The organism is Nonomuraea sp. NPDC050540, assembly GCF_044457485.1.
Lineage (GTDB): Bacteria > Actinomycetota > Actinomycetes > Streptosporangiales > Streptosporangiaceae > Nonomuraea.
This window is the reverse complement of the sequence record NZ_JBITHA010000006.1, coordinates 1-26,145: the sequence shown is the minus strand read 5'-3', so window position 1 is coordinate 26,145 and position 26,145 is coordinate 1. Positions and strand designations below refer to the sequence as shown.

At 70.9% G+C, this 26,145-nt stretch carries 33 protein-coding genes and 1 pseudogene; 14 read left to right on the top strand and 20 right to left on the bottom strand.

Annotated features, from left to right (window positions below; translation table 11 throughout):
- Positions 1-86 precede the first annotated feature (86 nt).
- Positions 87-851, top strand: a complete 765-nt coding sequence (locus ACIBI5_RS21270; RefSeq protein ID WP_397249218.1) for a TetR/AcrR family transcriptional regulator — start codon at positions 87-89, stop codon at positions 849-851.
- Here the strand turns inward: ACIBI5_RS21270 and ACIBI5_RS21265 are convergent.
- Together ACIBI5_RS21265 and ACIBI5_RS21260 are read right to left on the bottom strand one after the other, a co-directional pair.
- Entirely contained in the window at positions 792-1,898 is a 1,107-nt protein-coding gene (locus ACIBI5_RS21265; RefSeq protein ID WP_397249216.1) for a M20 family metallopeptidase, read from the bottom strand. The two genes, ACIBI5_RS21270 and ACIBI5_RS21265, sit on opposite strands and share 60 nt — an antisense overlap.
- 14 nt (positions 1,899-1,912) lie before the next feature.
- A complete protein-coding gene (locus ACIBI5_RS21260; RefSeq protein ID WP_397249214.1) occupies positions 1,913-2,353 on the bottom strand; it encodes a hypothetical protein in 441 nt (146 codons plus the stop codon).
- Between the two features lies 1 nt (position 2,354).
- On the opposite strand from ACIBI5_RS21260, the gene ACIBI5_RS21255 reads away from it, so the two are divergent.
- The 3 genes from ACIBI5_RS21255 to ACIBI5_RS21245 all read left to right on the top strand — a co-directional run bounded on the left by ACIBI5_RS21255 (position 2,355) and on the right by ACIBI5_RS21245 (position 5,043).
- A complete protein-coding gene (locus tag ACIBI5_RS21255) occupies positions 2,355-3,116 on the top strand; it encodes an FAD-dependent monooxygenase (protein ID WP_397249212.1) in 762 nt (253 codons plus the stop codon).
- 629 nt (positions 3,117-3,745) lie between these two features.
- A complete protein-coding gene (locus tag ACIBI5_RS21250; RefSeq protein ID WP_397249210.1) occupies positions 3,746-4,309 on the top strand; it encodes a dihydrofolate reductase family protein in 564 nt (187 codons plus the stop codon).
- Positions 4,310-4,431: 122 nt separating this feature from the next.
- A complete protein-coding gene (locus ACIBI5_RS21245) occupies positions 4,432-5,043 on the top strand; it encodes a hypothetical protein (RefSeq protein WP_397249208.1) in 612 nt (203 codons plus the stop codon).
- A 42-nt stretch (positions 5,044-5,085) separates the two neighbouring features.
- Here the strand turns inward: ACIBI5_RS21245 and ACIBI5_RS21240 are convergent, their stop codons facing one another.
- Positions 5,086-6,018, bottom strand: coding sequence for a helix-turn-helix transcriptional regulator (locus tag ACIBI5_RS21240; protein ID WP_397249206.1), 933 nt, complete (start codon positions 6,016-6,018; stop codon positions 5,086-5,088).
- Between the two features lie 88 nt (positions 6,019-6,106).
- On the opposite strand from ACIBI5_RS21240, the gene ACIBI5_RS21235 reads away from it, so the two are divergent.
- Together ACIBI5_RS21235 and ACIBI5_RS21230 are read left to right on the top strand one after the other, a co-directional pair.
- On the top strand, positions 6,107-6,535 hold the full coding sequence (locus ACIBI5_RS21235; RefSeq protein ID WP_397249204.1) for a VOC family protein: 429 nt from the start codon (positions 6,107-6,109) through the stop codon (positions 6,533-6,535).
- Complete coding sequence (locus tag ACIBI5_RS21230) at positions 6,532-6,933, top strand: YdeI family protein (RefSeq protein ID WP_397249202.1); 402 nt, start codon at positions 6,532-6,534, stop codon at positions 6,931-6,933. Before ACIBI5_RS21235 ends, ACIBI5_RS21230 begins: the two co-directional genes overlap by 4 nt.
- A gap of 18 nt (positions 6,934-6,951) precedes the next feature.
- Here the strand turns inward: ACIBI5_RS21230 and ACIBI5_RS21225 are convergent, their stop codons facing one another.
- Positions 6,952-7,713, bottom strand: coding sequence for a DUF4097 family beta strand repeat-containing protein (locus tag ACIBI5_RS21225; protein WP_397249200.1), 762 nt, complete (start codon positions 7,711-7,713; stop codon positions 6,952-6,954).
- 181 nt (positions 7,714-7,894) lie between these two features.
- Between ACIBI5_RS21225 and ACIBI5_RS21220 the strand changes: the two genes are divergently transcribed.
- Genes ACIBI5_RS21220 through ACIBI5_RS21205 form a run of 4 tightly spaced genes read left to right on the top strand, consistent with a single transcriptional unit; the run spans position 7,895 to position 11,763 of the window.
- A complete protein-coding gene (locus tag ACIBI5_RS21220) occupies positions 7,895-8,599 on the top strand; it encodes a TetR/AcrR family transcriptional regulator (RefSeq protein ID WP_397249198.1) in 705 nt (234 codons plus the stop codon).
- Positions 8,592-9,491, top strand: coding sequence for an ATP-binding cassette domain-containing protein (locus ACIBI5_RS21215; RefSeq protein ID WP_397249196.1), 900 nt, complete (start codon positions 8,592-8,594; stop codon positions 9,489-9,491). Before ACIBI5_RS21220 ends, ACIBI5_RS21215 begins: the two co-directional genes overlap by 8 nt.
- Positions 9,488-11,086: an ABC transporter permease gene (locus ACIBI5_RS21210; protein ID WP_397249194.1), complete on the top strand. Its 1,599-nt coding sequence runs from the start codon at positions 9,488-9,490 to the stop codon at positions 11,084-11,086. Before ACIBI5_RS21215 ends, ACIBI5_RS21210 begins: the two co-directional genes overlap by 4 nt.
- An 8-nt stretch (positions 11,087-11,094) precedes the next feature.
- The gene (locus ACIBI5_RS21205) at positions 11,095-11,763 is read left to right on the top strand and encodes a hypothetical protein (RefSeq protein ID WP_397249192.1); all 669 of its coding nucleotides are present in this window, start codon (positions 11,095-11,097) and stop codon (positions 11,761-11,763) included.
- 107 nt (positions 11,764-11,870) lie between these two features.
- Here the strand turns inward: ACIBI5_RS21205 and ACIBI5_RS21200 are convergent, their stop codons facing one another.
- A complete protein-coding gene (locus ACIBI5_RS21200) occupies positions 11,871-12,827 on the bottom strand; it encodes a hypothetical protein (RefSeq protein ID WP_397249190.1) in 957 nt (318 codons plus the stop codon).
- A gap of 202 nt (positions 12,828-13,029) precedes the next feature.
- Here ACIBI5_RS21200 and ACIBI5_RS21195 point away from each other — a divergent pair, with 202 nt between their 5' ends.
- Both ACIBI5_RS21195 and ACIBI5_RS21190 read left to right on the top strand, forming a co-directional pair.
- Positions 13,030-13,467 (top strand): peptidase inhibitor family I36 protein, encoded by a 438-nt coding sequence (locus ACIBI5_RS21195; protein WP_397249188.1) that lies wholly within the window; start codon positions 13,030-13,032, stop codon positions 13,465-13,467.
- Positions 13,468-13,796: 329 nt separating this feature from the next.
- Positions 13,797-13,979: a hypothetical protein gene (locus ACIBI5_RS21190; protein ID WP_397249186.1), complete on the top strand. Its 183-nt coding sequence runs from the start codon at positions 13,797-13,799 to the stop codon at positions 13,977-13,979.
- A 70-nt stretch (positions 13,980-14,049) separates the two neighbouring features.
- Here ACIBI5_RS21190 and ACIBI5_RS21185 read toward each other — a convergent pair whose 3' ends face one another.
- From ACIBI5_RS21185 to ACIBI5_RS21175, 3 genes are read right to left on the bottom strand one after another with little or no spacing between them, the layout of a single operon-like run.
- Positions 14,050-14,277, bottom strand: a complete 228-nt coding sequence (locus tag ACIBI5_RS21185) for a hypothetical protein (RefSeq protein ID WP_397250302.1) — start codon at positions 14,275-14,277, stop codon at positions 14,050-14,052.
- Positions 14,217-14,558 carry a hypothetical protein gene (locus ACIBI5_RS21180; RefSeq protein ID WP_397249184.1) on the bottom strand — a complete coding sequence of 114 codons (342 nt, stop codon included), beginning with the start codon at positions 14,556-14,558 and terminating at the stop codon, positions 14,217-14,219. The genes ACIBI5_RS21185 and ACIBI5_RS21180 overlap by 61 nt, the downstream gene beginning before the upstream one ends.
- Before the next feature lie 13 nt (positions 14,559-14,571).
- The gene (locus ACIBI5_RS21175; RefSeq protein ID WP_397249182.1) at positions 14,572-15,003 is read right to left on the bottom strand and encodes a hypothetical protein; all 432 of its coding nucleotides are present in this window, start codon (positions 15,001-15,003) and stop codon (positions 14,572-14,574) included.
- Here ACIBI5_RS21175 and ACIBI5_RS21170 point away from each other — a divergent pair.
- Complete coding sequence (locus tag ACIBI5_RS21170) at positions 14,977-15,495, top strand: SDR family NAD(P)-dependent oxidoreductase (RefSeq protein WP_397249180.1); 519 nt, start codon at positions 14,977-14,979, stop codon at positions 15,493-15,495. The two genes, ACIBI5_RS21175 and ACIBI5_RS21170, sit on opposite strands and share 27 nt — an antisense overlap.
- Positions 15,496-15,650: 155 nt before the next feature.
- Here the strand turns inward: ACIBI5_RS21170 and ACIBI5_RS21165 are convergent, their stop codons facing one another.
- The 9 genes and pseudogenes from ACIBI5_RS21165 to ACIBI5_RS21125 form a co-directional block, all read right to left on the bottom strand.
- Complete coding sequence (locus ACIBI5_RS21165) at positions 15,651-16,025, bottom strand: YbaB/EbfC family nucleoid-associated protein (protein WP_397249178.1); 375 nt, start codon at positions 16,023-16,025, stop codon at positions 15,651-15,653.
- Positions 16,026-16,027: 2 nt separating this feature from the next.
- Positions 16,028-16,411: a YbaB/EbfC family nucleoid-associated protein gene (locus ACIBI5_RS21160; protein ID WP_397249176.1), complete on the bottom strand. Its 384-nt coding sequence runs from the start codon at positions 16,409-16,411 to the stop codon at positions 16,028-16,030.
- A complete protein-coding gene (locus tag ACIBI5_RS21155; protein ID WP_397249174.1) occupies positions 16,408-17,238 on the bottom strand; it encodes a hypothetical protein in 831 nt (276 codons plus the stop codon). The genes ACIBI5_RS21160 and ACIBI5_RS21155 overlap by 4 nt, the downstream gene beginning before the upstream one ends.
- The gene (locus tag ACIBI5_RS21150; protein ID WP_397249172.1) at positions 17,235-17,558 is read right to left on the bottom strand and encodes a hypothetical protein; all 324 of its coding nucleotides are present in this window, start codon (positions 17,556-17,558) and stop codon (positions 17,235-17,237) included. Before ACIBI5_RS21150 ends, ACIBI5_RS21155 begins: the two co-directional genes overlap by 4 nt.
- 443 nt (positions 17,559-18,001) lie before the next feature.
- Positions 18,002-18,505 (bottom strand): helix-turn-helix transcriptional regulator, encoded by a 504-nt coding sequence (locus ACIBI5_RS21145; RefSeq protein ID WP_397249170.1) that lies wholly within the window; start codon positions 18,503-18,505, stop codon positions 18,002-18,004.
- Between the two features lie 50 nt (positions 18,506-18,555).
- Positions 18,556-18,747, bottom strand: a pseudogene (locus ACIBI5_RS21140) (hypothetical protein); the annotation flags it as partial.
- 159 nt (positions 18,748-18,906) lie between these two features.
- Positions 18,907-19,803: a LysR family transcriptional regulator gene (locus tag ACIBI5_RS21135; RefSeq protein ID WP_397249168.1), complete on the bottom strand. Its 897-nt coding sequence runs from the start codon at positions 19,801-19,803 to the stop codon at positions 18,907-18,909.
- A complete protein-coding gene (locus ACIBI5_RS21130; RefSeq protein ID WP_397249166.1) occupies positions 19,800-20,495 on the bottom strand; it encodes a hypothetical protein in 696 nt (231 codons plus the stop codon). The genes ACIBI5_RS21135 and ACIBI5_RS21130 overlap by 4 nt, the downstream gene beginning before the upstream one ends.
- 143 nt (positions 20,496-20,638) lie before the next feature.
- Positions 20,639-21,637 (bottom strand): helix-turn-helix transcriptional regulator, encoded by a 999-nt coding sequence (locus ACIBI5_RS21125; RefSeq protein WP_397249164.1) that lies wholly within the window; start codon positions 21,635-21,637, stop codon positions 20,639-20,641.
- 95 nt (positions 21,638-21,732) lie between these two features.
- Between ACIBI5_RS21125 and ACIBI5_RS21120 the strand changes: the two genes are divergently transcribed.
- Positions 21,733-22,977, top strand: coding sequence for an FAD-dependent oxidoreductase (locus ACIBI5_RS21120; RefSeq protein WP_397249162.1), 1,245 nt, complete (start codon positions 21,733-21,735; stop codon positions 22,975-22,977).
- A 91-nt stretch (positions 22,978-23,068) separates the two neighbouring features.
- On the opposite strand, the gene ACIBI5_RS21115 is transcribed toward ACIBI5_RS21120, so the two are convergent.
- From ACIBI5_RS21115 to ACIBI5_RS21105, 3 genes are all read right to left on the bottom strand, one after another.
- Positions 23,069-24,280: a PucR family transcriptional regulator gene (locus ACIBI5_RS21115; RefSeq protein ID WP_397249160.1), complete on the bottom strand. Its 1,212-nt coding sequence runs from the start codon at positions 24,278-24,280 to the stop codon at positions 23,069-23,071.
- A 103-nt stretch (positions 24,281-24,383) separates the two neighbouring features.
- Entirely contained in the window at positions 24,384-25,163 is a 780-nt protein-coding gene (locus ACIBI5_RS21110; RefSeq protein WP_397249158.1) for a maleylpyruvate isomerase family mycothiol-dependent enzyme, read from the bottom strand.
- Between the two features lie 61 nt (positions 25,164-25,224).
- Complete coding sequence (locus ACIBI5_RS21105; protein ID WP_397249156.1) at positions 25,225-25,977, bottom strand: IclR family transcriptional regulator; 753 nt, start codon at positions 25,975-25,977, stop codon at positions 25,225-25,227.
- Positions 25,978-26,145: the final 168 nt, after the last annotated feature.

Genomic DNA, 26,145 nt, shown 5'->3' with positions numbered 1-26,145 from the left:
TTTATAGTCATTCGCGTTGACTATGCTTTAGCCCGTCACTGCGATCAGGTGGTGCGAAAATGCGTGGGTCGACGAGGGAGGCTTTGGTGGCATCAACACGCCAGTCGAAGGAGACGGGTGCCAAGGGGGAGGCGCGGCCACGCCGTGCGCGTGACAGCCTCAACCGGGAGGTGATCCTGGCGGCCGCCGAGAAGATCGCTCTGCGCGACGGCCTGGACGCGCTGACCTTCCAGGAGCTCGGAACCGAGCTCGAGGCCCACCCGACCTCGCTGTACCGCCATTTCAAGGACAAGGACGAACTGCTCCTCGAACTGGTCGACGGCCTCAGGGCCCGCTCCTACGGCGGCACCGTCACGCCCACCGACGACTGGCGGGCCGACCTGCGCGACATCGCCCAGCGGGTACGCGAGCACTACCTCCGCTACGCTCCGTTCGCCCAGCAGATGGTCATGCGCACCACGCGGCGGCCCACGGAGTTCTCCAGCGTCGACTTCACCCTCGACGCCGTACGGCGGGCCGGAGTCGCCGACGAGGAGGTGGCGGTCGTGCAGCGCGCGTTCGGCAGCTTCGTACGTTCCGTGGCGAGCCTGGAGGCGGCCGTCCACGCGCTCGACCCGGAGGTACGGCGCAGGGACGAGCTCGCCTGGCAGGTGGAGTACCGGCAGCTGGACGCCGACGCGTACCCCGCCATCGCCCATCATGCCGACCGGCTCCCGAGCCTCGGCGGCCCGTCCGCCTTCGACGTCGGCCTGGAGATGATGCTCGACGCGATCGAGGTGCGCGCCGAACGCTCACGCGCGCGTCAGCGCGTCGATCAGAGCGGTGACGAGCCGGGCCCGGCCGGGGAGTGAGGCCAGGTCGACCCACTCGTGCTCCGCGTGGGCGCCGTCCCCCGGCGGGCCGAGCCCGTCGAGCGTGGGGATGCCCAGCGCGCCGGTGAAGTTGGCGTCGGACGCTCCTCCGACCGCGACCTCTTCGGGATCGGGCAGCCCGAGGCGCGCCGCGGCCTTGCGGGCCGCCGCGAACAGTTCCCGGGAACTCGCCGGCTCCAGCGGCGGACGGTTGATCTCGCCGTCGACCCGGACCACGGCTCCCGGGAGGGTGGGGGCGAGCGCGCGCAGGCGCCCGTCGACGCGCGCCAGCTCCGCCGGTTCCCACGCGCGGACGTCCACGCGCAGGTGCGCCCGCGCGGGCACGGTGTTCGTGGCGGTGCCCGCGCGCGCGACCGTCGGGGTGACCGTCGTGCCACGTTCGGGGTCGGCCAGCTCCGACACCGCCACCACCTGCGCGGCGAGTTCGAGCAGCGCGTTGACGCCGCGCTCCGGCTCCAGCCCCGCGTGGGCCGCCCTGCCGGTGATCTCCACGCTGTAGAACGCCCCGCCCTTGCGCGCCGTCTTGAGCGCCCCCGCCTGACTGGGTTCCAGCACGAGTACGGCGTCGCGGGCCCCGGCCATCTCCTCGACCAGCGCCCGCGAGGTCGGCGAGCCGATCTCCTCGTCGCCGGTGATCAGGATGCTCACCGAGCCGGGATCGCGGCACCCGGCGAGCGCGGCGAACGCCGTCACGAGCCCGGCCTTCATGTCGAACACCCCCGGACCGTACGCGCGGCCGCCTTCGGCACGGAACGGGCGGCGGGCGACGGTGCCGAGCGGCCACACCGTGTCGGCGTGGCCGAGCAGCAGCACCCCGCCCTCCGCGGATGCGCGCCACAGCAGGTGCGGGGTGCCGTTCACCGTGACGATCTCCGCCGGCCTGCCGAGCAGGGGCTCTCCCCAGGAGCGCATCAGGGCGTAACAGCCCTCCAGTCCCTCCGCGTGACCGGAGGGGGACTCGATGCCCACCAGGGCGGACAGGCGCTCGGACAGCACGGCGTGATCCATGGCCAGAACTGTAGTCATGCGTATTGACTAGCTCAAGGGCTAAGAGCCTGACCTGTTGGGGTCTCCTGCGCGGTGAGTGCGGTGAGGATGCCGGCGGTGATGAAGGTGATGAGGCGCTCGCGGTCGGCGGTGACGGTCCGGCCGGTGCGGGGGCTGAGGTGGTGCGGCCAGTCGAGTGCGGTGAAGGCGCCGGACTGGTGGAGGCTGAGCAGGCCCAGCATGCTGGTGTAGGCGAACCGGACGGCGTTGTCGTCGAGACCGGGAAGGGCGTGAAGGGGGCTCGCGTCGGGCACATCCCGGCGGAAGGCATCGAACGCCGCTACGGCGCCCCGTTCTACGCCCTGCACCGGGCCGAACTGCATCGCATCCTGTCGGCCGGGCTCGAACCGGGCACGCTGCGCGTGGGCCACCGCGCCGAGAAGATCACCACGGAAGCCGGGCAGGCCACGGTCGTGCTGCGCACCCGACGGCATCGTGACGGAATCGGCCGACCTGATCGTGGCCGCCGACGGGGTCAACAGCGCACTGCGCGCCCAGTTGTTCCCCGGCTATCCGGGGCCGGCCTTCGCCGGATACACCGTCTGGCGCGGCTTCGTGCCCGCCCGATCACTGAACGTGCCGAGCGTGCTGTCGGAGACCTGGGGCGGTGGCGGCGCCCGGTTCGGCCACGCCGCCATCAACGACGGGCAGATCTACAGGTTCGCCTGCGAAACCATCGCCGAACACGCTCAGCCCGCCCACGACCTGGCGCGGCTCGCCATCCGCTTCCGGAACTGGCACGCACCCATCCCCGCCATGCTCGCCGCCGGCTCTCCCGGGACGCTGCTCCGGCACGATGTCTACTACCTGCGCGAACGCCTGCCCAGCTTCGTCCGCGGCCGGGTGGTCCTGCTCGGCGACGCGGCCCACGCGGTCACGCCGGACATCGGCCAGGGCGCGTGCCTGGCCGTGGAGGACGCGGTGACGCTCGCCGCCGCCATCGGCAAGAGGGGCATCGACGACGGGCTGCACGCCCACGACAGGCTCCGGCGACCCCGGACGGAGCGCATGGCCCGTATGTCCGGCGGGCTCGGGCACATCCTCCAGACCGCCGGCCCCACCGCGGCGCTGCTGCGCGACACCATCACCGCCGCTTTGCCCACCCCTCTGCTCATGAAGGCCGTCGGCGGCGCCCTGGCCTGGAACCCGCCCTTCGGCTCCGCCACCACCGGCGGCGTCACATCCACGGTCCGGTGAGCGACTGACCCGTCGTGACGCCGAACACCGCGCGCACCGCCCGCGAACCTGAAGGACCTGCGCAAAAGGGTACGGCCGCGCAGGTCCCAGAGCCGCAGAAGGCCGTCCCCGTCGGCGGTCAGCGCGATCGGCCGGCGGAGATTCCGGACTCGTTCACCCGGCCCGGCGCCGCCCGAGGGCAGGCGACACTTCTCGGCGTCCGGACTCTGATGGGTCCGGTCATGCAGGGGGGCGGGAGGTTGAAACCTGCCGTGAGCCACATCGCGATGACGTTCGCCGTCATCTGTCATCCGTTCTCGGGGGTCTGCGGGATGCCCTGTTCGTGACAGTAAGCCGGGACGCCCGATCTGACGCTCTCAAAGGATGGACGCACCACAGACCTTGCAGGAGGGAGGCGCATATGCGGGATCACGGGTTCGCACCGGCTTGCCGCCAGATTCGCTTCAGCCACCAGAAGAAGATTCTGTGAATCCACCTGCTCTCGGGTGTCGAGAACCTGGCGTCTGCTTCGTCCCCGGGGCATCAGCGACCGGCGAGGAGGCCCAGCGGAGGGATAGCGTCCCTCGGCGTCGGGTTCGTCACCAAGGCTCCGGGTACAGCCGGCAGATACACGAAAGGCACGGTCAGTGATGCGAAAGCTCATCGTTCAGCAGTGGGTCACCGTCGACAACATCGCCGCGGAGGAGGACGGCGGGCTCAGCTTCGTGTCGGTGGAGCCCTTTTCCGAGACCACACAGCCCGCGTACAAGGCGAGCGTGATGGGGCTCATCGACGCGGTCGACACGCTGATTCTCGGTGCGACCACCTACGCCCAGTCCACGGGCTGGGCGTACGCCACCGAGCAGGGCGAGTACGGCGAGAAGCTCAACAACCTCACCAAGTACGTCGCCTCGTCGAAGCTGGATGACGCCCCCTGGGGCGACTTTCCCGCCGCGACCGTGACGCGCGACCCGGCCGCCACCATCCGGGAACTCAAGCGGCGAAGCGGCAAGGACATCTGGATGTGGGGGAGCCTGACACTCATGCGGTCCATGCTGGACGCCGGCCTCGTCGACGAGCTCACCCTGCTCGTCTGCCCGGTCACCCGAGGCAAGGGAACGCGCGTCTTCGAGGATCGGCAGAACCTGGAGCTCATCGACGCCACCCCGTTCGAGAACGGCGTGGTAATCCTGCGCTACGGAATCAAGAAATAGCGCTCGTCCGCTACGTCGGCGAGGACGTGGTTCCGCCCCGGCAGGTCAGGGCCTTCGCGGTCACGACACAAGCGGCACATCCCGCGTTGACATCGATGGCGTCGAGGTCCCAGGTTGGGGTCATGGAGGAGTTTCGCATGGCGCGGGCATTTTCCGTCGCGACCGTTGTTCGGCTGTGTCTTCCTTTTGTGCTCTTGATTCCTGTGTGGCTGATATTCATAGCCCTGGTCCCTGATCATCACCGCATCGGGCCGATACTCCTTGCGGCAGGGGCGACGGTGGTCTTACCGGCCGTGCGGTTGGCCTGGTGGCGGCAACTGGCCGCGGCCACGGTCGCGCGCCTGTCTCCTGACGGCGTGGAGATGGAGGATCGGTACGGATCGCGTGTGCACCTGGCCTGGCGGCACATCGAGCGCATCGATGTCGTGGAAAGCCGGATTCCCAGTCCGCGAACCCTGACCAAGGCCGGCAGGATAGGCGTCCGAACCGGAGCCAGGCAATGCGTCGGCCTGGTCGGCTGGGGCGACTACGAGATTCCCCGCCACGCCCCCACCTGGCTATCGGCCCATCGGGCCCGGCTGCCCTTCGATCCGGCATCGGGGCTACAGAAAATCAGCATCCCCCTCGGCGCTGTCGATCCCCTGTGGGAATACGGCCCGATGGGTGACCGGATCCGCCGGCACCGGCCCGATCTCTTTCAGCCGGCCGTCGCCCCGCGCGCGCATCCTGCCTGAATGGCTGGAGAAGATCAGGTGCGGTCTTCACGGCCGCCATTGTCAGGACTCGGCGTAGCGGTCGGTGAGTTCTTGGCCGATGCGGGCGAGTTCGTCGCGGACGGAGCGGGGCTCGATCACCTCGACCATGGCGCCCCAGCCGGCCAGTTGTTCGGCGATCGCGCGGGGCATGTGGGCGGCCACGCGTGCTCGGACGCGTCCACCGGGCTCGGTGGCGACGACTTCGCAGTGCCGTCCGAAGTGTGAGCGCAGCACGGGCAGGAACCTGGCGTCGATCAGCACCTGCGCGGTGACGAGTGAGCGTCGTTGTTCCATCTGCTCGACGGTGCGCGACCACTCCGTGGCCAGGTCGAACTCTTCCGGCCGCTCGGCGGGCAGGTCGGTGATGACCGCTTCGGTGATGCGGTCGGCGCGGAAGGTACGTCGGCCCGCGGGCGTGTCCGCGATGAGGTACCAGATGCCGTCCTTGTCGACCAGGCCCAGGGGGTCCACGAGCCGGTCCTGCCCGTTGTAGGCCAGCCGTACCTTGACTCTGCGCACCACCGCGGTCTGCAGGGACTCGTGCGGGACGGAAAGTTCACGGTCCGCCTCGCCCCAGCCGGCGCGGTCGGACACGACGGCCTGTGCGGCGGCCTGGGCGTCGGCGCGGAAGGTCGCCGGCAGGGCGCGGACGAGCTTGCGCAGGGCGGAGGTCAGTTCGGGGGTGGCCGTGCCGGCCCGGCCGAGCAGGAGGAACAGGGCGCGGGTCTCGTCCGCGTTCAGGCCGGTGAGGTCGGTACGGGCGCCGCCGACGAGTGACCATCCGCCGCCGCGGCCCGGCTGGGGGTAGACCGGGATGCCCGCGGCCGACAACGACTCCAGGTCGCGGCGGGCGGTGGCCACGGAGGTCTCCAGTTCCTTGGCCAGTTCCGCGGCGGTCACCCGGCCGCGGGCCTGGAGCAGCAGCAGGGCTGCCACGAGACGGTCGGCGCGCATGTCCTCATCTTGGCAAACAAAGTGCTCAATCGGTGAGCACTTTAAGCGGGATGATGGATACACGACCTCGAGAGAGAAGGAAGATCGCATGTTGCGAGGACTCACCACCACGTCGTTCTACTCGCCCGACCTGGACGCCACCAAGAACTGGTACACCGAGCTGTTCGGGATCGCGCCCTACATGGACACCCCGGCCTACCTGGAGTGGCGCATCGGCGACTACCAGCACGAGTTCGGCGTCATCGACAGCTCCTACGCCGACAGCGAGCTGGCCAGGACCCCGTCTCCGGAGGCGGTGGGCCGGCCGGCGGGCGCGGTGGTCTTCTGGCACGTCGACGACGTGCCCGCGGCACTGGAGCGGCTCGTGGCCATGGGAGCCAAGGAGCACGACGCGCCCCGCGACCGCGGCACCGGTTTCATCACCGCCACGGTGATCGACCCGTGGGGCAACATCCTGGGCCTGATGTACAACCCGCATTACCTGGAGGTGCTGAACTCCATGAAGAGCGAGTCGTGAAGATCTTCACCGACGCCGCCGCCTGGCGTGAGTGGCTGAGCGCCCACCACACCTCCGACACGGAGGTGTGGGTGGTGCTGGCCAAGAAGGGCACCACCGAGCCGACCAGCCTCACCCACGAGCAGGCGGTTCAGGAAGCGCTGTGCCATGGCTGGATCGACGGGCTCACCCGCAGGCGCGACGAGGCGACCTACACCCAGCGCTACACCCCGCGCCGCCCGCGCAGCTCCTGGTCGCGGCCGAACATCGCGCGGGTGGCACGGCTGCGGAAGGAGGGCCGGATGCGGCCCGCCGGGCTCGCCGAGGTCGAACGCGCCCAGGCGGACGGCCGCTGGCACGAGCCTGACGTCCCCGCCGAGCCTTCGTGCGGGCCTGATGAGGTCGGCTCCCGCGCGTAGAGCCGCGGGCGCGCGGCCCTACTTCGGTACGGACCGTTGCACCACCACGTCGCCGAACGTGGCCGAGGCGTGGATCTCCACGCTCTCCTCGGGCGGCGGCCACGCCTCCAGCAGGTTGCGCACGGCGCCGTAGGTGGAGTCGAGGCTGAGCCGGGCGGCGCTTCCCCTTCTGACGCCCACCTCGACCTGGCCCGAGGCCACGAGGGTCACCGAGCCTCTGGCCACCTCGCCGATCCTGACGTCGCCCTCCCCGGTCGTGACCTCGACGTCGGCGTGGGCCCGCTCGACCTCGATCCGGCCACGGGTGGTCGTGACCCGCAGACCGCCGGCGGCCTCGCCGAGACACAGGTCGCCGTTCCGCATCGTGATGACGGCCGGTCCCTCGACGGCGGCGACGCACACGTCACCCGATCCGGACTCCACGTCGAGCCCGGCGGTCTGGTCGAGCTGGATTCCACCGTGGGCGCTGTGGATCCTGGTCTCCCCGAGCCGGCCGTGGCTTCGCACCTGGCCGGCCGACAGGTCGATCTCCAGGCCGGAGCCTTCGGGGAGCTGGATCTCCACCGTGACCGCGCCCTGGCGCGGCGTGCGCACCTTCAGGTGGCCGCCGGAGTACTCCACCTCGGTCAGACCGGCCGCGGTGGCGTCGTCGTCGCTGGCCGGGTCGAGCGGGTTCACCCTGACCCGTGTGTCGGCGCGGCGCTCGGCCACGAGCCGAACTTCTCCCGCCGCGAGGTCGACCGCGGCTTGGATGGGTTTCGGGGTGTCAAAGGAGTTCACGCTGTGCACTCTAGGTTGACAGTGTACGCGCCGGCAATCACGCGTGTACCTCCACGGCCGCGGCGAACGCGCGCTCGGCCACCCGGAATGCCCCATTGGCCCCCCGCTGCCACTACACACGTGTGTAGTATGCTTTCTCGCCATATAGTAATCTGCATGGCGGAATAGGGGATCAGTGGACATGGCCACACCCGCACCCGGCTCGGAAGACCTGACCGCCCGCGCCAGAATCAGGGACGCGGCCCTGCGGCACTTCGGCGAGCACGGGTTCGAGCGCACCACCCTCAAGGAGATCGCCGGCACCGCAGGCGTGTCAGCAGGGCTGGTCCGCCACCACTTCGGCTCCAAACAGGCACTGCGCGAGGAGTGCGACGCCTACCTCGCCAAGATGCTCCGCAGGCTCAACGACCAGGTCAGAGCCGCTGACATGAGCGCCGCCGACGTCAACTACGTCGCGCTCGGCCGCGCGGTCCTGGGGCCCTACCAGCCGTACCTGGCACGCGCCCTGACCGAGGGCCGGGCGGCCCCCGTCTTCGACGGCATGGTCGAGATGGGCGAGCAATGGCTGGCCGAATCCGAACGTGACCGCCTCGACCCGCCGCTCGCCGACCGCCGGGTCCGCGCGGCGCTCGGGGTGGCGATGGCGCTGGCCGTACCGATTCTGCACCGGCAGTTGTCGCGCAACATCGGCATCGACATCTTCAGCCCCGAAGGCGACGACCTGCTCGCCCGCGCCCTGCTCGACATCCGCTCGCACCCCATGCTCACCCCGGAGCAGGCCGCCGCCGCCGTCGACGCCCTCGACCGGCATCGCGGCAACCCGCCCCCGCGTGAGCGCGTGGCCGCACTCCGATCCCACGACGATGAGGAGGAAGACGATGACTGACGCCGTCATGGTGGCCGGGCTGGTCAAGACGTTCGGCTCCACCCGGGCGCTGGACGGCCTCGACCTCGTCGTCCGCGCCGGCGAGGTGCACGGCTTCCTCGGGCCGAACGGCGCGGGCAAGAGCACCACGATCCGGATCCTGCTGGGGCTGGTCCGGGCGGACGCCGGTCACATCGGGCTCCTGGGCGGCGACCCCTGGACCGAGGCGACGACGCTGCACCGCCGGCTGGCGTACGTGCCCGGTGACGTCACGCTCTGGCCCCACCTGTCCGGCGGCGAGGTCATCGACCTGCTCGGCGAGCTGCGCGGCGGCCTCGACCCCAAGCGCCGCGGTGAGCTGATCGAACGCTTCGACCTCGACCCGCGCAAGAAGTGCCGCGCCTACTCCAAAGGCAACCGGCAGAAGGTCGCCCTCGTCGCCGCGCTGGCCGGTGACGCCCAGCTGCTCATCCTCGACGAACCCACCTCCGGTCTGGACCCGCTCATGGAGGAGGTCTTCCGCGAAGCCGTACGGGAGGAGAAGGCCCGTGGCGACCGCACCGTGCTGCTGTCGAGCCACATCCTGAGCGAGGTCGAGACCCTGTGCGACCGCGTGACCATCATCCGCGACGGTCGCACGGTCGACACCGGCACGCTGGCCGGCCTGCGGCACCTGACCCGCACCAGCATCCAGGCCGAGCTGGCCGGGCCGCCGGACGGGCTCGCCGTCCTGCCCGGCGTGCACAACCTGCGCGTCGACGGCGCCCACGTCGCCTTCGAGGTCGACGCGCCCGCGCTGGACACCGCGCTGCGCCACCTCACCCGGGCGGGCGTGCGCGGCCTGGTCAGCCGGCCGCCCACACTGGAGGAACTGTTCCTGCGGCACTACGACAGGACCGGAGCCCACAGGTGAGCGCGCTGACCGGCACCGGCCGGCTCATCCGCCTGGCGCTGCGCCGCGAACGGGCCATCGCCCCCTGGTGGGTGCTGCTCATCGTGGCCCTGGCCCTGATCATGGTCAACTACATCACCACCCGCATGGGCACCCACGCGCTCAAGGTCGAATACACCGAGACCATCAGCCGCAACGCCTTCCTGTACGCGCTCGGCGGCGGCACCGTCGAACCCCGGCTGGAAGTGCTCGCCACCTGGCGCAGCGGCGGATTCCTGTATGTGTTCAGCGCGTTCGCCGCCGTCATGTCCGTCATCCGGCACACCCGCGGGGAAGAGGACGGCGGGCGCGCAGAACTGGTCGGCTCGGCCGCGGTCGGCCGCCGCGCCCCGCTGACCGCCGCCATCCTGGTGGCGGCGGGTGTCAGCGCGGCCTGCGGGCTCGCCGTCGCCGTCGTGCTCATCGGGATCGGGTTCGAGCCGGTCGGCTCGCTCGCCTACGCGGCCGCCGTCGCGGCGGCCGGCTGGGTGTTCGGCGGCATCGCCGCCGTCGCCGCGCAGCTCGCGCGCAACGCCCGGACCGCCACCATGATCGGCCTGTCCGTCCTGGCCGTGTCGTACGTGATGCGCTACGCGGGCGACGCCACAGGACAGCACTACCTGATCAGCCTGTCACCGATCGGGTGGAGCCACCTGGTGCGGCCGTACCAGGACGAAAGGTGGTGGATGCTCGGCCTGTCGATCCTGGCCGGCATCGCGCTCCTGGCGGTCGCCTACCGGCTGCGCGACCGGCGCGACCTGGGCGCCGGCATCCTGCCCGAACGCCTCGGGCCCGCCGGTACCACACGCCTGCGCGGGCCGATCAGCATCGCCTGGCGGCTGCACCGTTCGCTGCTCGTGGCGTGGGCGGCCGGGGTCGCCTTCTTCGCCGCCGCCGGCGCGGGGCTGAGCCCCTTCGTCCGGGACCTGCTCGCGCGGCCGAGCGTCGTCACCGACGGCATCATCACGATGCTCGGCATGCCGGCCGCGGCCATCGGCGGCTACTCCTGGTACCTGATCCTCATCCTGGCCTACGTCGTCGCGCTGTACCCGGTGCTCATGACCCTGCGGCTGCGTGAGGAGGAGACGTCGGGGCGGGCGGAAGCCGTCCAGGCCACGCCGCTGACCCGGCTGCGATGGGCGGGCGGGCACCTGGTCGTGGCCGGATTCGGCACCGCGGCGCTGATGGCGGTGGCCGGCCTCGTCTTCGGCACGCTCTTCTCCGTGCTCGTGGGCGATCTGTCCACCGACCTGCCCAGGTTCCTGACGGGCTCGCTGAGCATGGTGCCGGCGGCGTGGTGCGTCGGGGCGGTCTGCGTGCTCGCCTACGGCCTGCTTCCCCGGGCGGGCACCGCGATCTGCTGGATCGCCTGGATCCTCACCGCCGCGTCCGGCCAGGTCGTCGGGCCCCTGTACGGGCTATGGGGCGGCAGCCCGCTGGAGCCGTTCCACTACATCCCCAACCCCTTCGGCGGGCAGCCGTTCAACGTGGGTCCCCAAGCCGCCCTGCTCATCATCACGGCGATTCTGCTGTACGGCGGGCTGCTCACCCTGCGCCGCCGAGACTTCGGACGGTGAGGTTGACCATGGTCGAATTTGCCAAGAAGTACGACATCCCGCACCACCTCTTCTGGCTCCACGGCCCGATCACCCAACCGCCGGTCGAGTACGACCCCGCGACCGAGTCGTGGAACGTCCACGGCTACCAGGAGGCGTTGGACATCTTCGGTGACCCGGTGGCGTTCTCCTCCGACACCATTCGGCTTATCCCCGAGGAGCTCACCTCCGAGGGGACGGTCCACCTGGACGGCTTCATCACCCACATGGACCCACCCGGGCACGGCAAGCTGCGCAAGCTCGCCGGCAGTGCGTTCACCCGCAAGATCATCGCCGACCTCGAACCCAGAATCGCCGCGCTCGCCGGCGAACCGCTCGACGCGGCCCGCGAACGCGGCCGGCTGGAACTCGTGGCCGATCTGGCCTATCCGCTGCCGGTCGTCGTCATCGCCGAACTCCTCGGCGTGCCCGCGAGCGACCGCGAACTGTTCAAGCGCTGGGCGGACATGCTGTTCCTGAACAACAACCCGTCCTCCTACAAGGACGTCAGCGACGCGCGCAAGGCCATCTCCTGCCAGTTTCCCGCCGACGTCCTGGCCTCGGGGGCCGTGCCGCCAACCCGCACGTGGCCTTCGGACGTGGCAGCCACTTCTGCGTGGGGGCGCCACTGGCCCGGCTTGAGGGGAGGATCGTGCTGAACCTCCTGTTCGATCGCTACGATGACCTGCGCGTCGACACGGACCAGGGCGTGGAGTTCCTGGACACGTCGATCATGACCGGCGTCGGGCGCCTGCCGCTCGCCTGACTAGCGGCTTGATCGCTCACGCCGGGCCAGCAGGGGGAAGGCGGCGAGCTGAACCAGGGCGGCGGCGCCGAGGATGCCGCCGGTGACCGCCTCCCTCCAGCCGGGCAGGTGCTCGGTGAAGCCCGACTGCTCGTTCGAGTACATCTGCAGGTTGCCCAGCGCCACGAGCGGCAGCGTGAACACAAAGGCGGCGGTGAGGACGCCGACGACCAGCATGGAGCGCGGGCGAACGCCGTTCCTGTACACGAGGATCCCGTGGGCGGCGAGCCCGGCGGCGGGTACGGCGGCGACCGCCGTCACCTGCACCATGAGGCGCAGCGCGTAGTCGGCCTCCCAGAAGGATCCGGGCGGAGCGGTGGCGCGGGCGATCCGGTCGGAGGCGAAGTTGGCCGCCGCGAAGGCCAGGACGAACGCCGACGGCAGCAGCAGGAGCCACGTGCCCCGGGAAGCGGATGGAACGTGCGCCTGCCGGCGCAGGAGGCCGCGTACCGCGACAATCTGGGCGATCGCCGCGGCGAGGAGGACGCCGCCGAGCAGCGGCCGGTACCAAGGCGGCGAGAGCGCGCCCATGTCGAAGGGCATCGTGGAGTATCCGCCCGACGGCTCGGGGAACTCCTCGTCGTAGCCGGTCACCGGATTCAGGGCGAACACGGCCATCATCGCGACCAGGTAGGTGGCGCACAGGAAGCCCGCCCCGAGCGCGAGCCCGGCAGGGCGGCCGCCCAAACCCAGCTCGACCAGGGCGAACAGGAGCGCGGCCACGACGAAGACGCCCGCGAGCAGAGCGACACGCCCCTGGGCGAACGGGAGGTACGCGGCGATCGCCCGCGGCACCACGTGCTCGTTCGCGTCGATGGGAGCGCCGGGAAGGCGATCCATCACCTCGCGGACGGCGAGGACGTTGATGACCACCACGGCGAAGGCGAACGGCAGCGGAAACCATGTCGATTTGCCCATGGCTGTTTGATGATCAGACATGGCGATCGGTTCCCTTCATCGGAGTTCATGGCCCAGATTCTCGGGCCACAGGCCAGCGTCGCGGCGGCCAAGGGGCTTGACCGGTGTGCGGGGAATTCGAGGATTCCGTGCAACGATCTTCCGGTGATTCCCGGGCGCGAATTGCTTTGTGAAGCGTCCGCAAGCAAGGAAGGGAATGCGCGTGAAACGCAAAGCCGCAATTGTTGCCGGCGCTCTCTCGCTCGGCCTCGCGGGGTTCGCGGGATTCGGTCCTGCCGCCCAAGCTGCCGACAAGCCGACCGCTCAGGCCGTGGAGGAAGCGCTCGTCGAAGTCGTCGACACTTCCCGCGTGTCCGCCCAGTCCGCATGCACCAACAACCGGCTGTGTCTGTATGAGCACGACAACTTCACCGGTCGCTATTACCTGCAGATCACCCTCACGGCGGGTATCCGCGGGAATCTCCCGAGCGCATATAACAACTGGGCGAGTTCGCAGAAGAACACCAACGACCGGTCCGTGTGGTTTTATGACCGCGCGAACTGCGCCGGAACGCACGGCTACAGCGCTCGGGCCAACAGTCAGGACAAGGACCTGACGAACAACGGTTTCGACAACAAGACCACCTCGCTCCTGCTGTGACTCCCGCGGGACCACGAATGCCCACCCGAACGTAGGAGATGAGCCATGTCGTTCCGGCGATGGCGCGCGGCCCTCGTCCTGCTCCTCGCCGGTACGGCCTCGGCGTGCTCGGACCCACCGGCGAAGATCACTATCCCCGAACCCGGCGCGCAGGCGCGGCGGCTCACGTTGCCCTTCGACGCCTACAACTTCAGCCCTGCCGAGCTCATGACGCTGGACGTCGCCGAGGATCTTCTCGTCCGTGACTGCATGAAGAGCCGGGGCCTGGCCTGGCGGGCGCTGCCCGTCCCCGCCGACAGCGAGAGCGCCCCGCCGCATCGCCGCCGTACGTGCGTGAGGCCGCCAAGAAGTGCCTCGGCCAGGCCCGCGATCACCTCGGTGCCGGAGCCGCGAAAGCCGACGCGGCCTTCTTCAACAAGACCATCTTCGCCACCTTCGAGGCCTCCCAGCGCGACGAGCGGGTCACCCGCGCGTTCGGCGCGTGGAGCGGCCGTCAAGGACCGGCAGCTTGAGGCTGCCCGCCGCGTCCTCGCCCGGTGGACGCCGAACACGGCCGGGAAGACACCGGCCCCGCATCGGTGACTACGTCAGCAGGGTGTAGTCGAGCAGGGTCGCCGGCCAGAGCCGGTCGTCGCCCGCCATGGCCTGTGGCTCGTAGGTGTGCAGTTCCAGCGCGAGGTCCTCGGCGCACCAGTACGCGGCGTCGGACGGCGCGCCCTCGTAACACCACAACCTGCGCTCCCGGTCGATCACATAGGCGAAGTACGCGTACGACTCGATGCCCCGGTGGGCCGGCCGAGCCTCCTCCAGCCCCTCGTCGACGTCATAGACCAGGCCGGTGCGGCCGTCCAGCAGGAGGTGCGTGTGCCGTCGCCGCCGTGCTCGTCGGCGAGGTCGCGCAGGTGCTCGAAGAACACGCGCTGCGCCTTCCGCATCACCCGGACCTGGTCGCTCAGCGACTCGGCCGCGGGGTCCGCGCCCAGCTCGGCGACCACCCCGTCAAGGAGGTCCAGCCGGAGGCCGGGCCAGACCAGGCCGACGGCGCGGAAGGCATCGAACAGGTCCTTGGGGAGATGGGTGGGAAGCTTCATGATCTCGGTGACCCTAACGCACGGCGCCGGGAGCCAGGACGGAGCGAGCCGCCTTGCGGGCGGTCTCGGGAAGGGAACCGTGCCCGGCGCCACTGTTCAGGTGAATGGCGGCGGCGCCGAGGACCGCGCCGATCGCGGCACCGGCCAGCGCGGCGGCCTCCACCTGGTCGAGTTGCCCGGAAAACGCCTCATGGAGGGTGCGGGCCCAGATCGCGTGTACGTCGGCGACGCGGAGCAGCGCCCGGGCCCGCGGAGCCGGTTCGGTGGAGATCAGGCGGGCTCGCACCGGGACGAGTTCGCTGTCCGGTTCCAGGCTCCAGACCGGCGCGGCGAGCATGCGGTCCACGGCCTGAAGCAGGGCCTGCCGGGGCGTGGCCGCGTGGGACGGGTCGGTGAGGACCTCCCGGAGGAGATCGTGGTGGGCGGTGGTGTCGTCGAAGAGCACGGCCTCCTTGTCGGGGAAGTAGTTGAAGAACGTGGCACCGGACTGGTCGCCGCCGTCGGCTACATGTACTCCACCTCCAAGTACGCGGTCGTGGGACTGTCGGAGTCACTCGGCAACCAGCTGCGGGCCGCCAAGAGCCCCGTCGGGGTGACGGTGTTGTGCCCCGGCGCCGTCGCCACCGGAATCGCGGAGAGCACGCGCAAGGCGTTCGCCGGCCCGGCCGGGGGCCTGTCCACGGCCCGGGACCGGGTGGAACGACTCGCGCCGAAGGTCGAGGCCACCCTCGCCAGGTACGGCGCGGCCCCCGGCCATGTCGGCGAGCTCGTGGTGGAGGCCATCCGCGAGGACCGGCCCTACGTGCACACCGACCGCGCGGGGATCGACCTCATCAAGGCGCGCACTCAGGCGTTGCTGGACGCCATGCCCGCGGCCGGCGGCCAGGGCGGCGACTTCGCGGACTTCCGCGCGTCGATCCGGGCCGAGGACCACTAGAGGGCCCCGCCGGTAGAGGACGACCCGGCCGAGGGCATGGATGGCGGCATTGCCGGCGGCGGTGCGCCAGATCAGGGCGTACCGGAGGGTGGGCGCCGGCCTCACCACCACCGTCGAAGCCGAGTTCTGCCCGGCCCGGTGAACCGGTGGGACGCTCAGGGTGTCCGGCCGTGCGCGCGGGCCTCGAAGTCGCGTTGGGCATCGCCGCGCAGGCTGCCGAGGTGGTGTCCGGCCGCCGCGTCGAGTTCGGCCGACATCGCGGCCTTGGCCTGGGCTGCCATCTCTTCGGCCGCGTGTACGGCCGCGACCACCGCGTCCGCCAGGGTGACGCCGTCGTGCCTGCGCCTGCTCAGCGCGCTGATGTCGAGCGACAGCAGCGATCCCACCGCGTCCACCGTCGCCACGACGCCTCCGTCCGCGGAGGTGGCGGTGAAGGTCCGCGCGCTCCAGCTCTCGACGATGGGGTTGATCTTCGCGGAGGCGGCCGCGAGCTGCTCGGCGGACGTCCGTGGTTCCCACATCTCGTCCATGTTCACTCCTGGCGCAGCACGGCGTCGAAGTACGGTTGCAGCACGTCCTGTCCGGCCGATGACCGGCCACCGGACAGGGCGGTCATCGCCTTCTCCAGTCCCTCTCCCATCGCCGCGCGGGCGGCGAGGATGGCCTGGAGAACGGCCGGGCCCAGGTCGGCGTGGCCGAGGTCGCGCATCGCCCTGGGGTCGATGGTCACGCGGAGCAGGCGTCCCGTGCCCGAGACCGTGGCCGCCACCAGGCCGGTGTCGTCGACGCCGGTCAGTCGCTCTTCGGCGAGTTCGCGGAGCGCGCCGGCGAACGCGTCGACCCATCCTTCGAAGTCGCGGATGAGCCCGGCGAGGTCGCCGTCTCTGCCTTCCTGGAAGGCGTTGCCGTGGGTCATTTCGGCTCCGCCTCGGAGGCGGGCCGCCAGTGCCGGGGGTCCTCGATGTCCGGGTGCACGCTGAGGTCCCGGGCTCCCATGCCGGGCCGGCCCGCGTTGTAGAAGATGCCGCGTACTTCGTGGAGCTTGAGTTCGAGATCCATGAGGGTGCTCTCGTGTGTGTTGTAGACGTCGGCGAACTGCTTGAGCAGGGTGCCGGCCGCGGTGAGGAAGAGGCCGGTCTGCGTCATCAGGGCGACCCTGCCGACCGGATGGCCGCTCATGGCCATCAGCGCCTTGAAGACCGGCGCGGAGGTGGCCCACAGCGCGCCGACCGACGCGTCGTACTCGTGCACCTCCTTGTATTGGCTGTTCATGGCTTCGGTCATGTCCTTGGCGAGGCTGCCGAGCTGGTCGAACATGCCGATCAGCTTGAACCTGAGGTACTGCTGGAACGTCTCGACCGCGTGGCCCGTCCAGTTGCCGGAGATCTCGCTGAAGTAGGTGATCCACACGTCCCAGGCGCTGCCCTTGAGGGTGCCGTGCAGTTCCTTCCACGTTTCCCGGCGGTCGCGGTAGAGGAAGGGATTGCCGAGGTTCAGGACCGTTGCCACGACCAGCGCCCCTCCCGCCGCGCCGGCGCCGGACATCGCCAGCCCGAGCCGGATCGGCTGGTCGTGATTGCGGACCTGGGTGACCAGATTCTTGAAGAATCCGGGGTCACTGCGCTGCCCGACGGAGACGGTCCGCAGGATCTTGCCGTCGGGGCCGTACACGTGTACCTGGCGTGGGCCGGGCGGAGACGGCTCGCCGGGGACGATCAGGTTGGAGGGAGGGGGAGGCGTCATGGGGTCGTCTTCCGGGGATCGCTCTGCTCGATGGTGGCCACGGTCCGCTCGTTGGTGGCGCGATAGTTCCGGGCGACCTTCATCAGCTTGTGGCCGTCCTCTTTCAGCACCTCGCGCAGGATTCCCGCGCAGTCCGCCCAGGAGTCGGCGATGGTGTTCAGCCTGTTGACGAACATCAGCCCGATCATCGGGACACCGGCCACGGGCGCGAGCTGCCACCCCTCGAACCTGGGGGTGGCACTCTGGATGACGCCGACCACGTCGGCCGAGGAGTTCATCACCTCGGCGAACGACACGATCGAGTCGCTACGGAACCCCACACCGCCCTTGTCCCGCGCGGGCTCGGCCGCCTCGCGCCCCGCGGCTTCCGGAGCGTAGCCATCCCGCAGGCTCGGCGGGAGGCACCCAGAGGGCGGGCACTTCGGAGTGTGCGGGCATGAGCTGATCCCGGCGGACGGTGCGTCTGCCCAGGGACTCGACGACACCTCCGGATCTGTCTGCTCTGCAACGGAGTCGTCGGACAATCTGCTCACCTTTCTGGACCGGGCGGGCCGCCGGTCACGGTCATCTCGGGCACACCACACCCGCGGGTCTCACGGCCGGAGCGGCAGCGGGACCGGCGGGGCTCAGTCTGGATATCAACCGCCGCCACGGCCGGGAAGATCCGCGCACGGATCGCACAGAAATCTCGCACGGCACGGGCGTGGTCGGGCACCCGCCGCGGCCGCCGCGCGGTTTCGATGGGGTACGGCGGGCGGGAGTTCTACGCGGTCCGACCGGGTGGCGCCGGCAGGGAGCGGCGGTAGGCGCGGGGGGTGATTCCGAAGGCGCGGCGGAAGGCGTGGGTGAAGGCGGACGGGCTGGCGAACCCACAGCGCAGGGCGATCGCGTGGATGGGCCGGCCGGAGTGGGCCAGGTCGGCGCGGCAGCGTTCCAGGCGGCGGCGCCGTATCAGCGCGGCGACACCCTCCTCCCGGCTGCCGAACAGGGCGTAGAGGGTGCGCAGGGAGATGTGGTGGTGGGCGGCGATGGATCGGGGTGCCAGACGGGGGTCGGTGAGCTGGTGGCCGATGAAGGTGTCCATGCGGCGCAGCAGTACCTGCTGCCGGGTTTCCGGCGGTAGCAAGTCGGAGGCGCTGAGGCGCTGGGCGAGCAGCCCGGAGGCGAGGTCCAGCGCCGTCTGCTCCAGCGCGGGTAGCTCGTGCGGGGCGCATTCGGCGGCGTGGATGTGCAGACAGGTGAGGAACTGACGGAACGGGTGTCCCACAGGACCACGTCCCCGGCCTCCAGCCGGATGGCGGCACGGCCCTGGGAGAGGACGAAGCTGCCATGGGTGACCAGCCCCAGGAGGTAGTGCTCCGCATCACCGCGGCGGATCAGCCGCATGGTCCGCCAGAGTTGGTGGCCCGCGGCGACGTGCCGGGAAAGGCTGACCTGTCCCAGGCTGAGCATGGCCGAGTGGACGCGGAACGTCGCGGGGCCGGTGACCGCCAGGTCGTAAGGGACCACGGACCGGGACACGAGATCCCGCTACCACTCCACCCGCTCCCCGGCCGCCACCTCGTCCGTGGAACCCCGCAACCACACGACGAATCCTCCTCCTGTCATACGGACGATGCCTGAAAAGGGCCCTGCTCTCGAACCGGGACAGGCCGAGGAGAACCCGGCTCAAGCCCGATCCGAGGACTCAAGCGACACGGGCCGAGGTGCCAGGGGGACGGCAGCCAGCTCGGCGAAGGCGCCCGCGGTGGGGAGGGGGTCGGCGGGCAGGGCGAGCAGGACGGTGCGTCCAGCCGGCGGGTCCAGCGGGACGGCGTGCACGCCGGGACTATGGGCGGGAAGGGACAGCTCGGGAATGATGCTCACGCCGAGCCCCTCGGCGACCATGGCCAGGATGCTGTTGGTGTCGCGTACCCGGTAGTGGCAGCGCAGGCTGACCTCCGCCGCCTGGGCGACCTTCGTGATCAGGGGCTCGCAACCGCCCGTGGACATGATGAACGGGCGCCGGGCCAGCTCGGCCATCGTCACGGAGTCGCGGACGGCCAGGTCGTGGCCGCTGGGGAGGATGGCCAGCATGCGGTCGGTGGCCAGCGTCCGCGTCGTCGTTCCGGCGGGCAACGGGATCCCGGCCGAGACCGTCACGACGTCCGCCGCGCCCGTTTCCAGCCATTCCAGCACCTCGTGGTCCGAGCCCTCCATGACGGTGAGCCGCACCCGCGGGCAGGCGTCTTCGAAGCGGCGCAGGATCGGCGGCAGCAGGCGGACGTTGGCGCTGGGGATGGTGCCGACGCGCAGGCTGCCGCGCTCGCGTACCCCGGCGACCTCCTGCTCCAGCGCCTCCACCTGGGTGAGGATGAGCGTGGCGCGGCGGCACACGGCCCGACCGGTCGCCGTGAGGCTCACCCCGTGGTTGCCGCGCACCAGCAGGGCGACGCCGAGCTCGCTCTCCAGGGTACGCAGGGCGTGGCTGACCGCGGACTGCGTGATGGCCAGTTCCTCGGCGGCGCGCGTCATGTTGCCGGTACGCGCGACCGCCTGCAGGATCCTGAGCTGGGTGAAGGTCACAGTGCCGCCCGCAGCAGGCCGACGACCAGCGGGTGCGGCGCGTCAGGACGCGAGCGGGCCTGCGGCACGAACAGCGTCGCCACGTAGTAGGGGTGGCCGGGGATCTCCAGCACGCGGGCCTCGCCGCCGGCGTCCACGCCGGTGACGGAGAAGCCGCCGTCGTGCAGGGTCCGCTGGCGCGCGGGGTCGAGGCCGAAGTCGCAGTAGTACCGCTCCTCGGCCTCGGTCCGCCCGTAGCAGCCGGCCACCCGGGAGCCTGGGCTCAGGGTGACGGGCATGGTCTTGCCCACCAGCGAGCAGGCCAGCGACGAGATGAAGAGCGTGGAGGCGTAGGGGTCGTACTCGGCGTGCTGGGCATCCTCGTAGCCGAGTTCGTGGCGGGCGTACTCGATGATCATGTGCTGGCAGCCGCCGCAGGTGCCGAGGGTGGGCACGTCGTGCTGCCGGCCGTACCGGAGCGCTTCGAGGGCGCCACGCAGACTCCGGTACGGGCTGCCGGGCGCGCACCACAGCACGTCGGCTGCTCTGACCTCGGCGAGGTCGGTTTCGAGCGGTCGCGTGTCGAGCCAGCGCACGTCCACGCCGACGCCCAGGTACGCGGCCGCGTGCGCCAGGGCGCCGTCGGTGGCCTGGTGCGGGGGGAAGGCCGGGTCGCGGTCGCCGATGACCGCGACCCGCAGAGTTCGGTCCATGACCCTCATGGTGCCGGTGTCCCGCTCTGAGCACCAATGCGGGACCACTTGTGGGTCATGAACGATCGCTCATGTCTGGCGGGAGTAGTTCTCGGGACTCCCGCATCGCTGCGCGCGGATTCGCGGTAAGGGCCGCACGGGTGTCAATCGCCGGCCGCTGCGGCACGCCATCTGCGTACGAGCCGGCGGCAGGCCTGTCGCAGCTCGGCGGGTGTCACCTCATCCAGATCGGTGTCGAAGGTGGCGAGGATGCCGGCGACACCCGCCCACGACCACGCTCCGATCGTGAGGCGGCAGTGATCGGGGCCGAGGTGTTCGACCACCGATCCGCCCGGCGCCCAGCGTGCGACGGTTTCGGCGGGCAGGTTCAGGCGGGCGGTCCCGGTGCACGGCCACGTGGCGGGGGTGTCGCCGCGGTCGTGGCTGGTCATGACGAAGCGCGCGACGTCGCCGCCGGGGAGCTCTCTGGGCGGGAAGGGAACACCGGTGGGGGAGCGCAGGTGCAGGCGGTCGAGGCGGCGAACCCGCCAGCTGGCGTCGGCGAGGTCGTAGGCGACGAGGTACCACCGCCCGGCCCAGAGCACCAGGTGGTGGGGCTCGATCCGGCGGGCGGGGGAGAAGCCGTCCTCGCCCGGGGCCGGGCGGGTGCCGTCGGCCCTCACCGTGTCGACGATCAGGACGTGGCGGTGGCGTACCGCGATTCCGGCGGCCTTGAGCCGTTCGGAGCCAATGGGGTCGGCCGGGAACTCCCAATAGTTCTGCAGGCTGGTCAGGTTCAGTGACTCCATGGCCGTTCTGAGCCTGGCCGGCATGATGCGTTTCAGCGCGTCCAGCGCCCGCTCGGCGTCCTCGCCGAGCCCGAAGACGCTGCTGGGCGCGGTCTGCAGGGCCACCGTGATCGCGAGCGCCTGCTCGTCGTCGAGCAGCAACGGCGGCAGGGCGTGCCCGGCGCCCAGGCGGTATCCGCCGGCCGGGCCGTGGACGGTGGTGACCGGGTAGTCGAGTTCGCGCAGGGTCTCGATGTCGCGGCGTACCGTGCGCTCGCTGACGTCCAGCCGCGCGGCGAGCTCACCCAGCGACCAGCATCGAGCCGTCGTGAGCAGCGACAGCAGCCGCAGCGCACGTCGTGAGGTTTCGGCCATGAGATCCATCCTGCACCAGTAGTGGACATTCGATGTCCACTACCGATGGCACTGTCTCCGTCGACACCTGTTCGGACAAGCAGCAAAGGAGAAGGATGCGCATCATCGTCATCGGGGGCGGAATCGGCGGATTGGCGCTGGCCGCGGGTCTACGCCGGCACGGGTTCGACGTGGCGGTCTTCGAGCGTGACACCGACGTCACGGCAACAGGGGGCTACCACATCACCCTCGACGGCCGGGCCCAGGCGGCCCTGCGCCGGCTCGTACCGCCGGAGATCATCGAACGACTGCTGGCCTCGTCATCGGCGCTCCGGCTCCGCGACCCGGACGCGTTCTGGGACTGGCACGGACGCGTCCTGGGCCACGGGCCGCGGCTGGCCGACAGCCCGAGCGTGGACATCGACCGCATCACGCTGCGGACCCTGCTGGCCGACGCGGTCGGCGACGATCTTCATTTGGGGCAGACCGTCACCGGCGTCGGGCACGCCGACGACGGTACGCCGCAGGTCGTCCTCGCGGACGGGACCACGCGGCAGTGCGACCTGCTGGTGGGCGCGGACGGCGCCCATTCGCTGGTCGCCAGGCACCTCGCCGGAGGCCCCACGAACAGGCCCGTCGGGATCATCGGCTTCTCCGGCAGGACGTCGGCCGGGGACCTGAGCCCGCCGGAGCGGAAGCGGCTCGGGCCGCGGTCGGGGATGGTGATCGCGCCTCGCGGCGCGGCCCTGTACGTCGGCTTCCTCGACCCGGTGGGCAATGCCGTACTCGATGCCCCTCACCTGCGCGCCTCGGTCACGACCGGCCCCGCCTACATCTGGGGCGCGATGTTTCCCGAGTCCGCCGAGACCGGCTCGGTACGCGGTCTGCGCGGAGACGAGCTGCGGGACGCCTTGCTGGCCAGGTTCCGCCGCCACGGGTGGGGCGAGGGCCCGCTGGAGGTCATCGCCAAGGCCGACGCGGACAGCATCGCCGCGTTCCGGTTCAACGCCGCCTCGACACGGGCACAGGACCTCGCTCCCTGGCCCGCCGGGTGTATCACCGCCTTGGGCGACGCCGTTCACGCCACGCCGCCGACGGCCGGCATGGGGGCGGGCGCCGCGATCCGCGATGCCGCCGACCTGTTCACGCACGTGTGCGAGGTCTCCGCCGGGACCAGCACCCTCTCCGTGGCGATCAGCCGGTTCGAGGCGGACATGAGGGTCCGCGGCGCGGAGATCCTCGGCCTGGCCATGCGGACGGTCCGCTGGATCCTGGCCACCGACACTCCGGTGGGCGCCGCCGTCACCGCGGCGGCGACCCCCGTGCTCGCGGCGGCCGGCCGGCTCAGGCGCCTGCGCTGAACGCCCCCTGAAGGGGAACACGCGAACAAGGAATCGGGGCTCTGCGTGAAGGAGGGCGAGACCTCCTGACCCGGGCACGCTCGCACGGCGCTCATCTCAGAGAGGTCAACCTGGCGATCTTGAGCCCCAGGTGAAGGGTGAGCCGGTCGTCCCCGCTGGACAGGTCGACGGAGGCGATCTCCTCGATCCTGCGCAGCCTGTAGTAGAGGCTGGCCCGGTGGATGCACAGGCTCGCCGCGGTGCGCTTGATGTCGCCGGCGTGGTCGAGGAACGTCTCCAGCGTGGTGACCAGCGCCTCGTGACCGGCGTCGTGGTCGAGCAACCGGCGCAGGCCGGGGTGAAGGCTGTGGCCGAGGCGGTCGGCGGGCAGTTCGGCCAGCAGCCCGTAGACGCCGAGCCCGGAGTGGGGGACGACGGGGCCGAGGACGCGGATGATCCGGGCCACGTCGGCGGCCTGCCTGGCCTCGGTGTAGGAACGGTACGCGCCGGTCAGGCCCGGCTGATCCGCGCCGATGCCGATCCAGCATTCCTGCGGGGTCCGGCCGCTCTCGGCGGCCAGGCGCTGGTGGAGCGCGGCGGCGAGGTCGTCGATCTCGGCCCTGGCGGGGACGGGCTGGACGAGGATCAGGATGCCGTGGTCGGGGCGTTGCAGAGGGATGGTCGTGCGCGGGGGCAGGCGGCGCCGTGCGTGGTCGAGGCCGGCCGCCAGGGCGAGCCGGTCCCGTTCGCCGAGCGGCCGGCCCTGGTCATGCGTGATCGTCGCCACCAGCGCGCGCACCGGGCCGGCCGTGATCAGTTCCTCCTCGATCAGCCGTTGCGCCGCGTCGTCGCGCAGCCGCGGGTCGGCCGAGATCAGGTCGCGTACCAGCTCGCGTTCGCGGCCACGGCTGACCTCGCCGATCAGGTATTCCCGGTGGAGCGTGAGCGCGGCGCTCTCGGCGGCCTGCCGTACGGCGGCGAGATCTTTGTCCTTGACGGGACCGTCCGACTGCAGCAGCCAGAGAAAGCCCAGAAGTGCCTGCTCGTGGCGGACGGCCATGCCGACGCGAGCCACGTCGAGCCCGAGTTCGGGCCTCGCCGGCACGGTGAACACGTCGTGGGCCGCCAGCGCGCCGCTGGCATGGACGTAGGCCACCAGCTCGGGGGAGACGCGCCGGCGCATGATCGACTCGACGCGGGCGGAGTCGACCTCGCCGGTGTGCGCGGTGTAGGCGAGCAGGTGGATGCTCACGTCGTCGAGCGCCACCGACCGGCTCAGGCGGGCGCCGAGGCTGTCGACCAGTCGCTGGAGCTCCGATGCCATGGGCACCAGGCTACGCGGGCCTCATGCCCGGCTCCCGCACGAGGAAGGCCGGATGCCTGCTCGGGGGCAGGTGCAGGGTGGACGGGTCGCGTCCGGGTGGGGGTCAGCCGTTGGCGACCCAGTCCATGTGCTCGATCCAGTGGTCGAGCAGCGCCCGGTCCCCGTGCACCTCCAGCGCGGGAGCCGCGTCCAGGGGGCGGCGCCTGCTGATCACGAGCAGGAGGTCGGCGGCTGGGCCGCGTACCGCGACGTCCGCCTTGGTGTGCGCGCGCTCCAGCACGACCCTGTCCGGTTCCCGGCGGGCCACCCACTCCCCGGGCGCGTCGGTCGCGTGGAAGTGAAGGGTCTGACCGCTCCCGCGCATCGCGTCGGCGAAGCCGGGCCGGTTCTCCCAGTAGCCGCGGGACGTCAGCGTCTCCAGCCAGTCCTCGAGGGCCGCGACGGCGAACTCCGGCGCCAGCTCGTACGGCAGGCCGAGCGCCGCGGCCGCGTCCGCGCGATGCACGCAAACCTCGCCCAGGAGCCGGCGGGACCAGAACGGCACACCCGCGGCGGCGCCCGAGGGATCCCACACCGGCGTGTCGTCGGCGACCGATGCGAACGCCTGGCTCGCCTCGGCCGCGCCGTCGCTCAGCCAGGCGCGCCACTGGCCTGAGTCGGCCGGACCCGGAACGTAGCCGGCGAACGCCTTGCTCGGCTCGGTCATCCGCTCGCCCACGAGCATGGTGACCATACGCTGCACTCCGCCGACGTGGTCGACCAGCTCGGTCAGCGTCCACTCCGGGCAGGTCGGCACCGGGGCCGCCGCGTCCCCGCCGTGCACCCAGTCGGCGAACGTGCTCGTCTGCTCGACGACGGCCTTCAGATACGCGGGCGTGTCCATCGCCGCACCTCCAAGTACGTTGTGGTGTTCATGGAGCGGATAGGGCGCCATCGGCGCGGAGTCAGGTGATCTCGGCGAGAAGTTTGGGGACGGCCGCCTGGAGCTGGGCGGCGATGGATTCGACGGCGTCGGCCCCGATGCGTCCCTCCGGTCCCGAGACCGAGATCGCCGAGAGCGTCGGCGCCCCGGTGACCGGCACGGCCAGGCAGCGGACGCCAGGCTCCTGCTCCGCGTCGTCCACGCAGTAACCGCGCTGCCTGATCTCGGCGAGTTCGACCATGAGCAGGTCGGGGTCGGTGATGGTGTTGGGGGTCTGGGCCGGCATGCCGGCGCGTTCGACGAGGGCGCGGGCGTCCTCGGGCGGGAGCTGGGCGAGCAGGGCCTTGCCCACCCCGGTGCAGTGGAGGTAGACGCGCCGGCCGACCTCGGTGAACATGCGGACGGAGTGGGTGGAGGGCACCTGGGCGACGTAGACGGCGCGGTCGCCGTCCATGACCGCCATGTTGGCCGTCTCGCCGACCGCGGCGACGAGGTCGGTCAGGACCGGCCGGGCCCAGGTGGCGAACATGCTGGAGGCGCTCTCACCGAGCCGGATCAGCCGGGGCCCCAGCGCGTAGCCGCGGGAGGGGAGCTGGCGGACGTAGCCCGACCCCACGAGGGTCCTGATGATCCGGTGGATGGTCGGCAGCGGCAGGCCCGAGAGCGTGGACAGGCGGCTGAGCTGCAGCTCTCCACCCGCTTCCGCCATCAGCTCCAGTATCGCGAAAGCCCGTTCCAGCGATTGCACGCCGTTGGCCGAGCGTGGTGCCGACATGTCCACAGTCTCCGGAGGCAGGTGGCGTTTTCTACCATACGGAAGAGTACATCCTCCGCGGGGCCACCATGCGTCAGGACCAGCTGGGCGCGAGGAAGATCAGCCAGGTGAGCAGGGGTGCGATGACGATCATGCTGAATCCCCAGCGCATGAGGCCGCGGAAGACGT

Bases quoted from the DNA above. Each gene is read 5' to 3' on its own strand.
- ACIBI5_RS21120 (WP_397249162.1), top strand. From the start codon at position 21,733: ATGCGCATCATCGTCATCGGGGGCGGAATCGGCGGATTGGCGCTGGCC.
- ACIBI5_RS21160 (WP_397249176.1), bottom strand. From the start codon at position 16,411: ATGACCCACGGCAACGCCTTCCAGGAAGGCAGAGACGGCGACCTCGCC.
- ACIBI5_RS21250 (WP_397249210.1), top strand. From the start codon at position 3,746: ATGCGAAAGCTCATCGTTCAGCAGTGGGTCACCGTCGACAACATCGCC.
- ACIBI5_RS21115 (WP_397249160.1), bottom strand. From the start codon at position 24,280: ATGGCATCGGAGCTCCAGCGACTGGTCGACAGCCTCGGCGCCCGCCTG.
- ACIBI5_RS21200 (WP_397249190.1), bottom strand. From the start codon at position 12,827: ATGGGCAAATCGACATGGTTTCCGCTGCCGTTCGCCTTCGCCGTGGTG.
- ACIBI5_RS21205 (WP_397249192.1), top strand. From the start codon at position 11,095: ATGGTCGAATTTGCCAAGAAGTACGACATCCCGCACCACCTCTTCTGG.
- ACIBI5_RS21130 (WP_397249166.1), bottom strand. From the start codon at position 20,495: ATGGACCGAACTCTGCGGGTCGCGGTCATCGGCGACCGCGACCCGGCC.
- ACIBI5_RS21260 (WP_397249214.1), bottom strand. From the start codon at position 2,353: ATGCCGTCGGGTGCGCAGCACGACCGTGGCCTGCCCGGCTTCCGTGGT.
- ACIBI5_RS21125 (WP_397249164.1), bottom strand. From the start codon at position 21,637: ATGGCCGAAACCTCACGACGTGCGCTGCGGCTGCTGTCGCTGCTCACG.
- ACIBI5_RS21165 (WP_397249178.1), bottom strand. From the start codon at position 16,025: ATGGACGAGATGTGGGAACCACGGACGTCCGCCGAGCAGCTCGCGGCC.
- ACIBI5_RS21215 (WP_397249196.1), top strand. From the start codon at position 8,592: ATGACTGACGCCGTCATGGTGGCCGGGCTGGTCAAGACGTTCGGCTCC.
- ACIBI5_RS21220 (WP_397249198.1), top strand. From the start codon at position 7,895: ATGGCCACACCCGCACCCGGCTCGGAAGACCTGACCGCCCGCGCCAGA.
- ACIBI5_RS21105 (WP_397249156.1), bottom strand. From the start codon at position 25,977: ATGTCGGCACCACGCTCGGCCAACGGCGTGCAATCGCTGGAACGGGCT.
- ACIBI5_RS21155 (WP_397249174.1), bottom strand. From the start codon at position 17,238: ATGACGCCTCCCCCTCCCTCCAACCTGATCGTCCCCGGCGAGCCGTCT.
- ACIBI5_RS21245 (WP_397249208.1), top strand. From the start codon at position 4,432: ATGGAGGAGTTTCGCATGGCGCGGGCATTTTCCGTCGCGACCGTTGTT.
- ACIBI5_RS21110 (WP_397249158.1), bottom strand. From the start codon at position 25,163: ATGGACACGCCCGCGTATCTGAAGGCCGTCGTCGAGCAGACGAGCACG.
- ACIBI5_RS21180 (WP_397249184.1), bottom strand. From the start codon at position 14,558: ATGAAGCTTCCCACCCATCTCCCCAAGGACCTGTTCGATGCCTTCCGC.
- ACIBI5_RS21265 (WP_397249216.1), bottom strand. From the start codon at position 1,898: ATGACTACAGTTCTGGCCATGGATCACGCCGTGCTGTCCGAGCGCCTG.
- ACIBI5_RS21235 (WP_397249204.1), top strand. From the start codon at position 6,107: ATGTTGCGAGGACTCACCACCACGTCGTTCTACTCGCCCGACCTGGAC.
- ACIBI5_RS21240 (WP_397249206.1), bottom strand. From the start codon at position 6,018: ATGCGCGCCGACCGTCTCGTGGCAGCCCTGCTGCTGCTCCAGGCCCGC.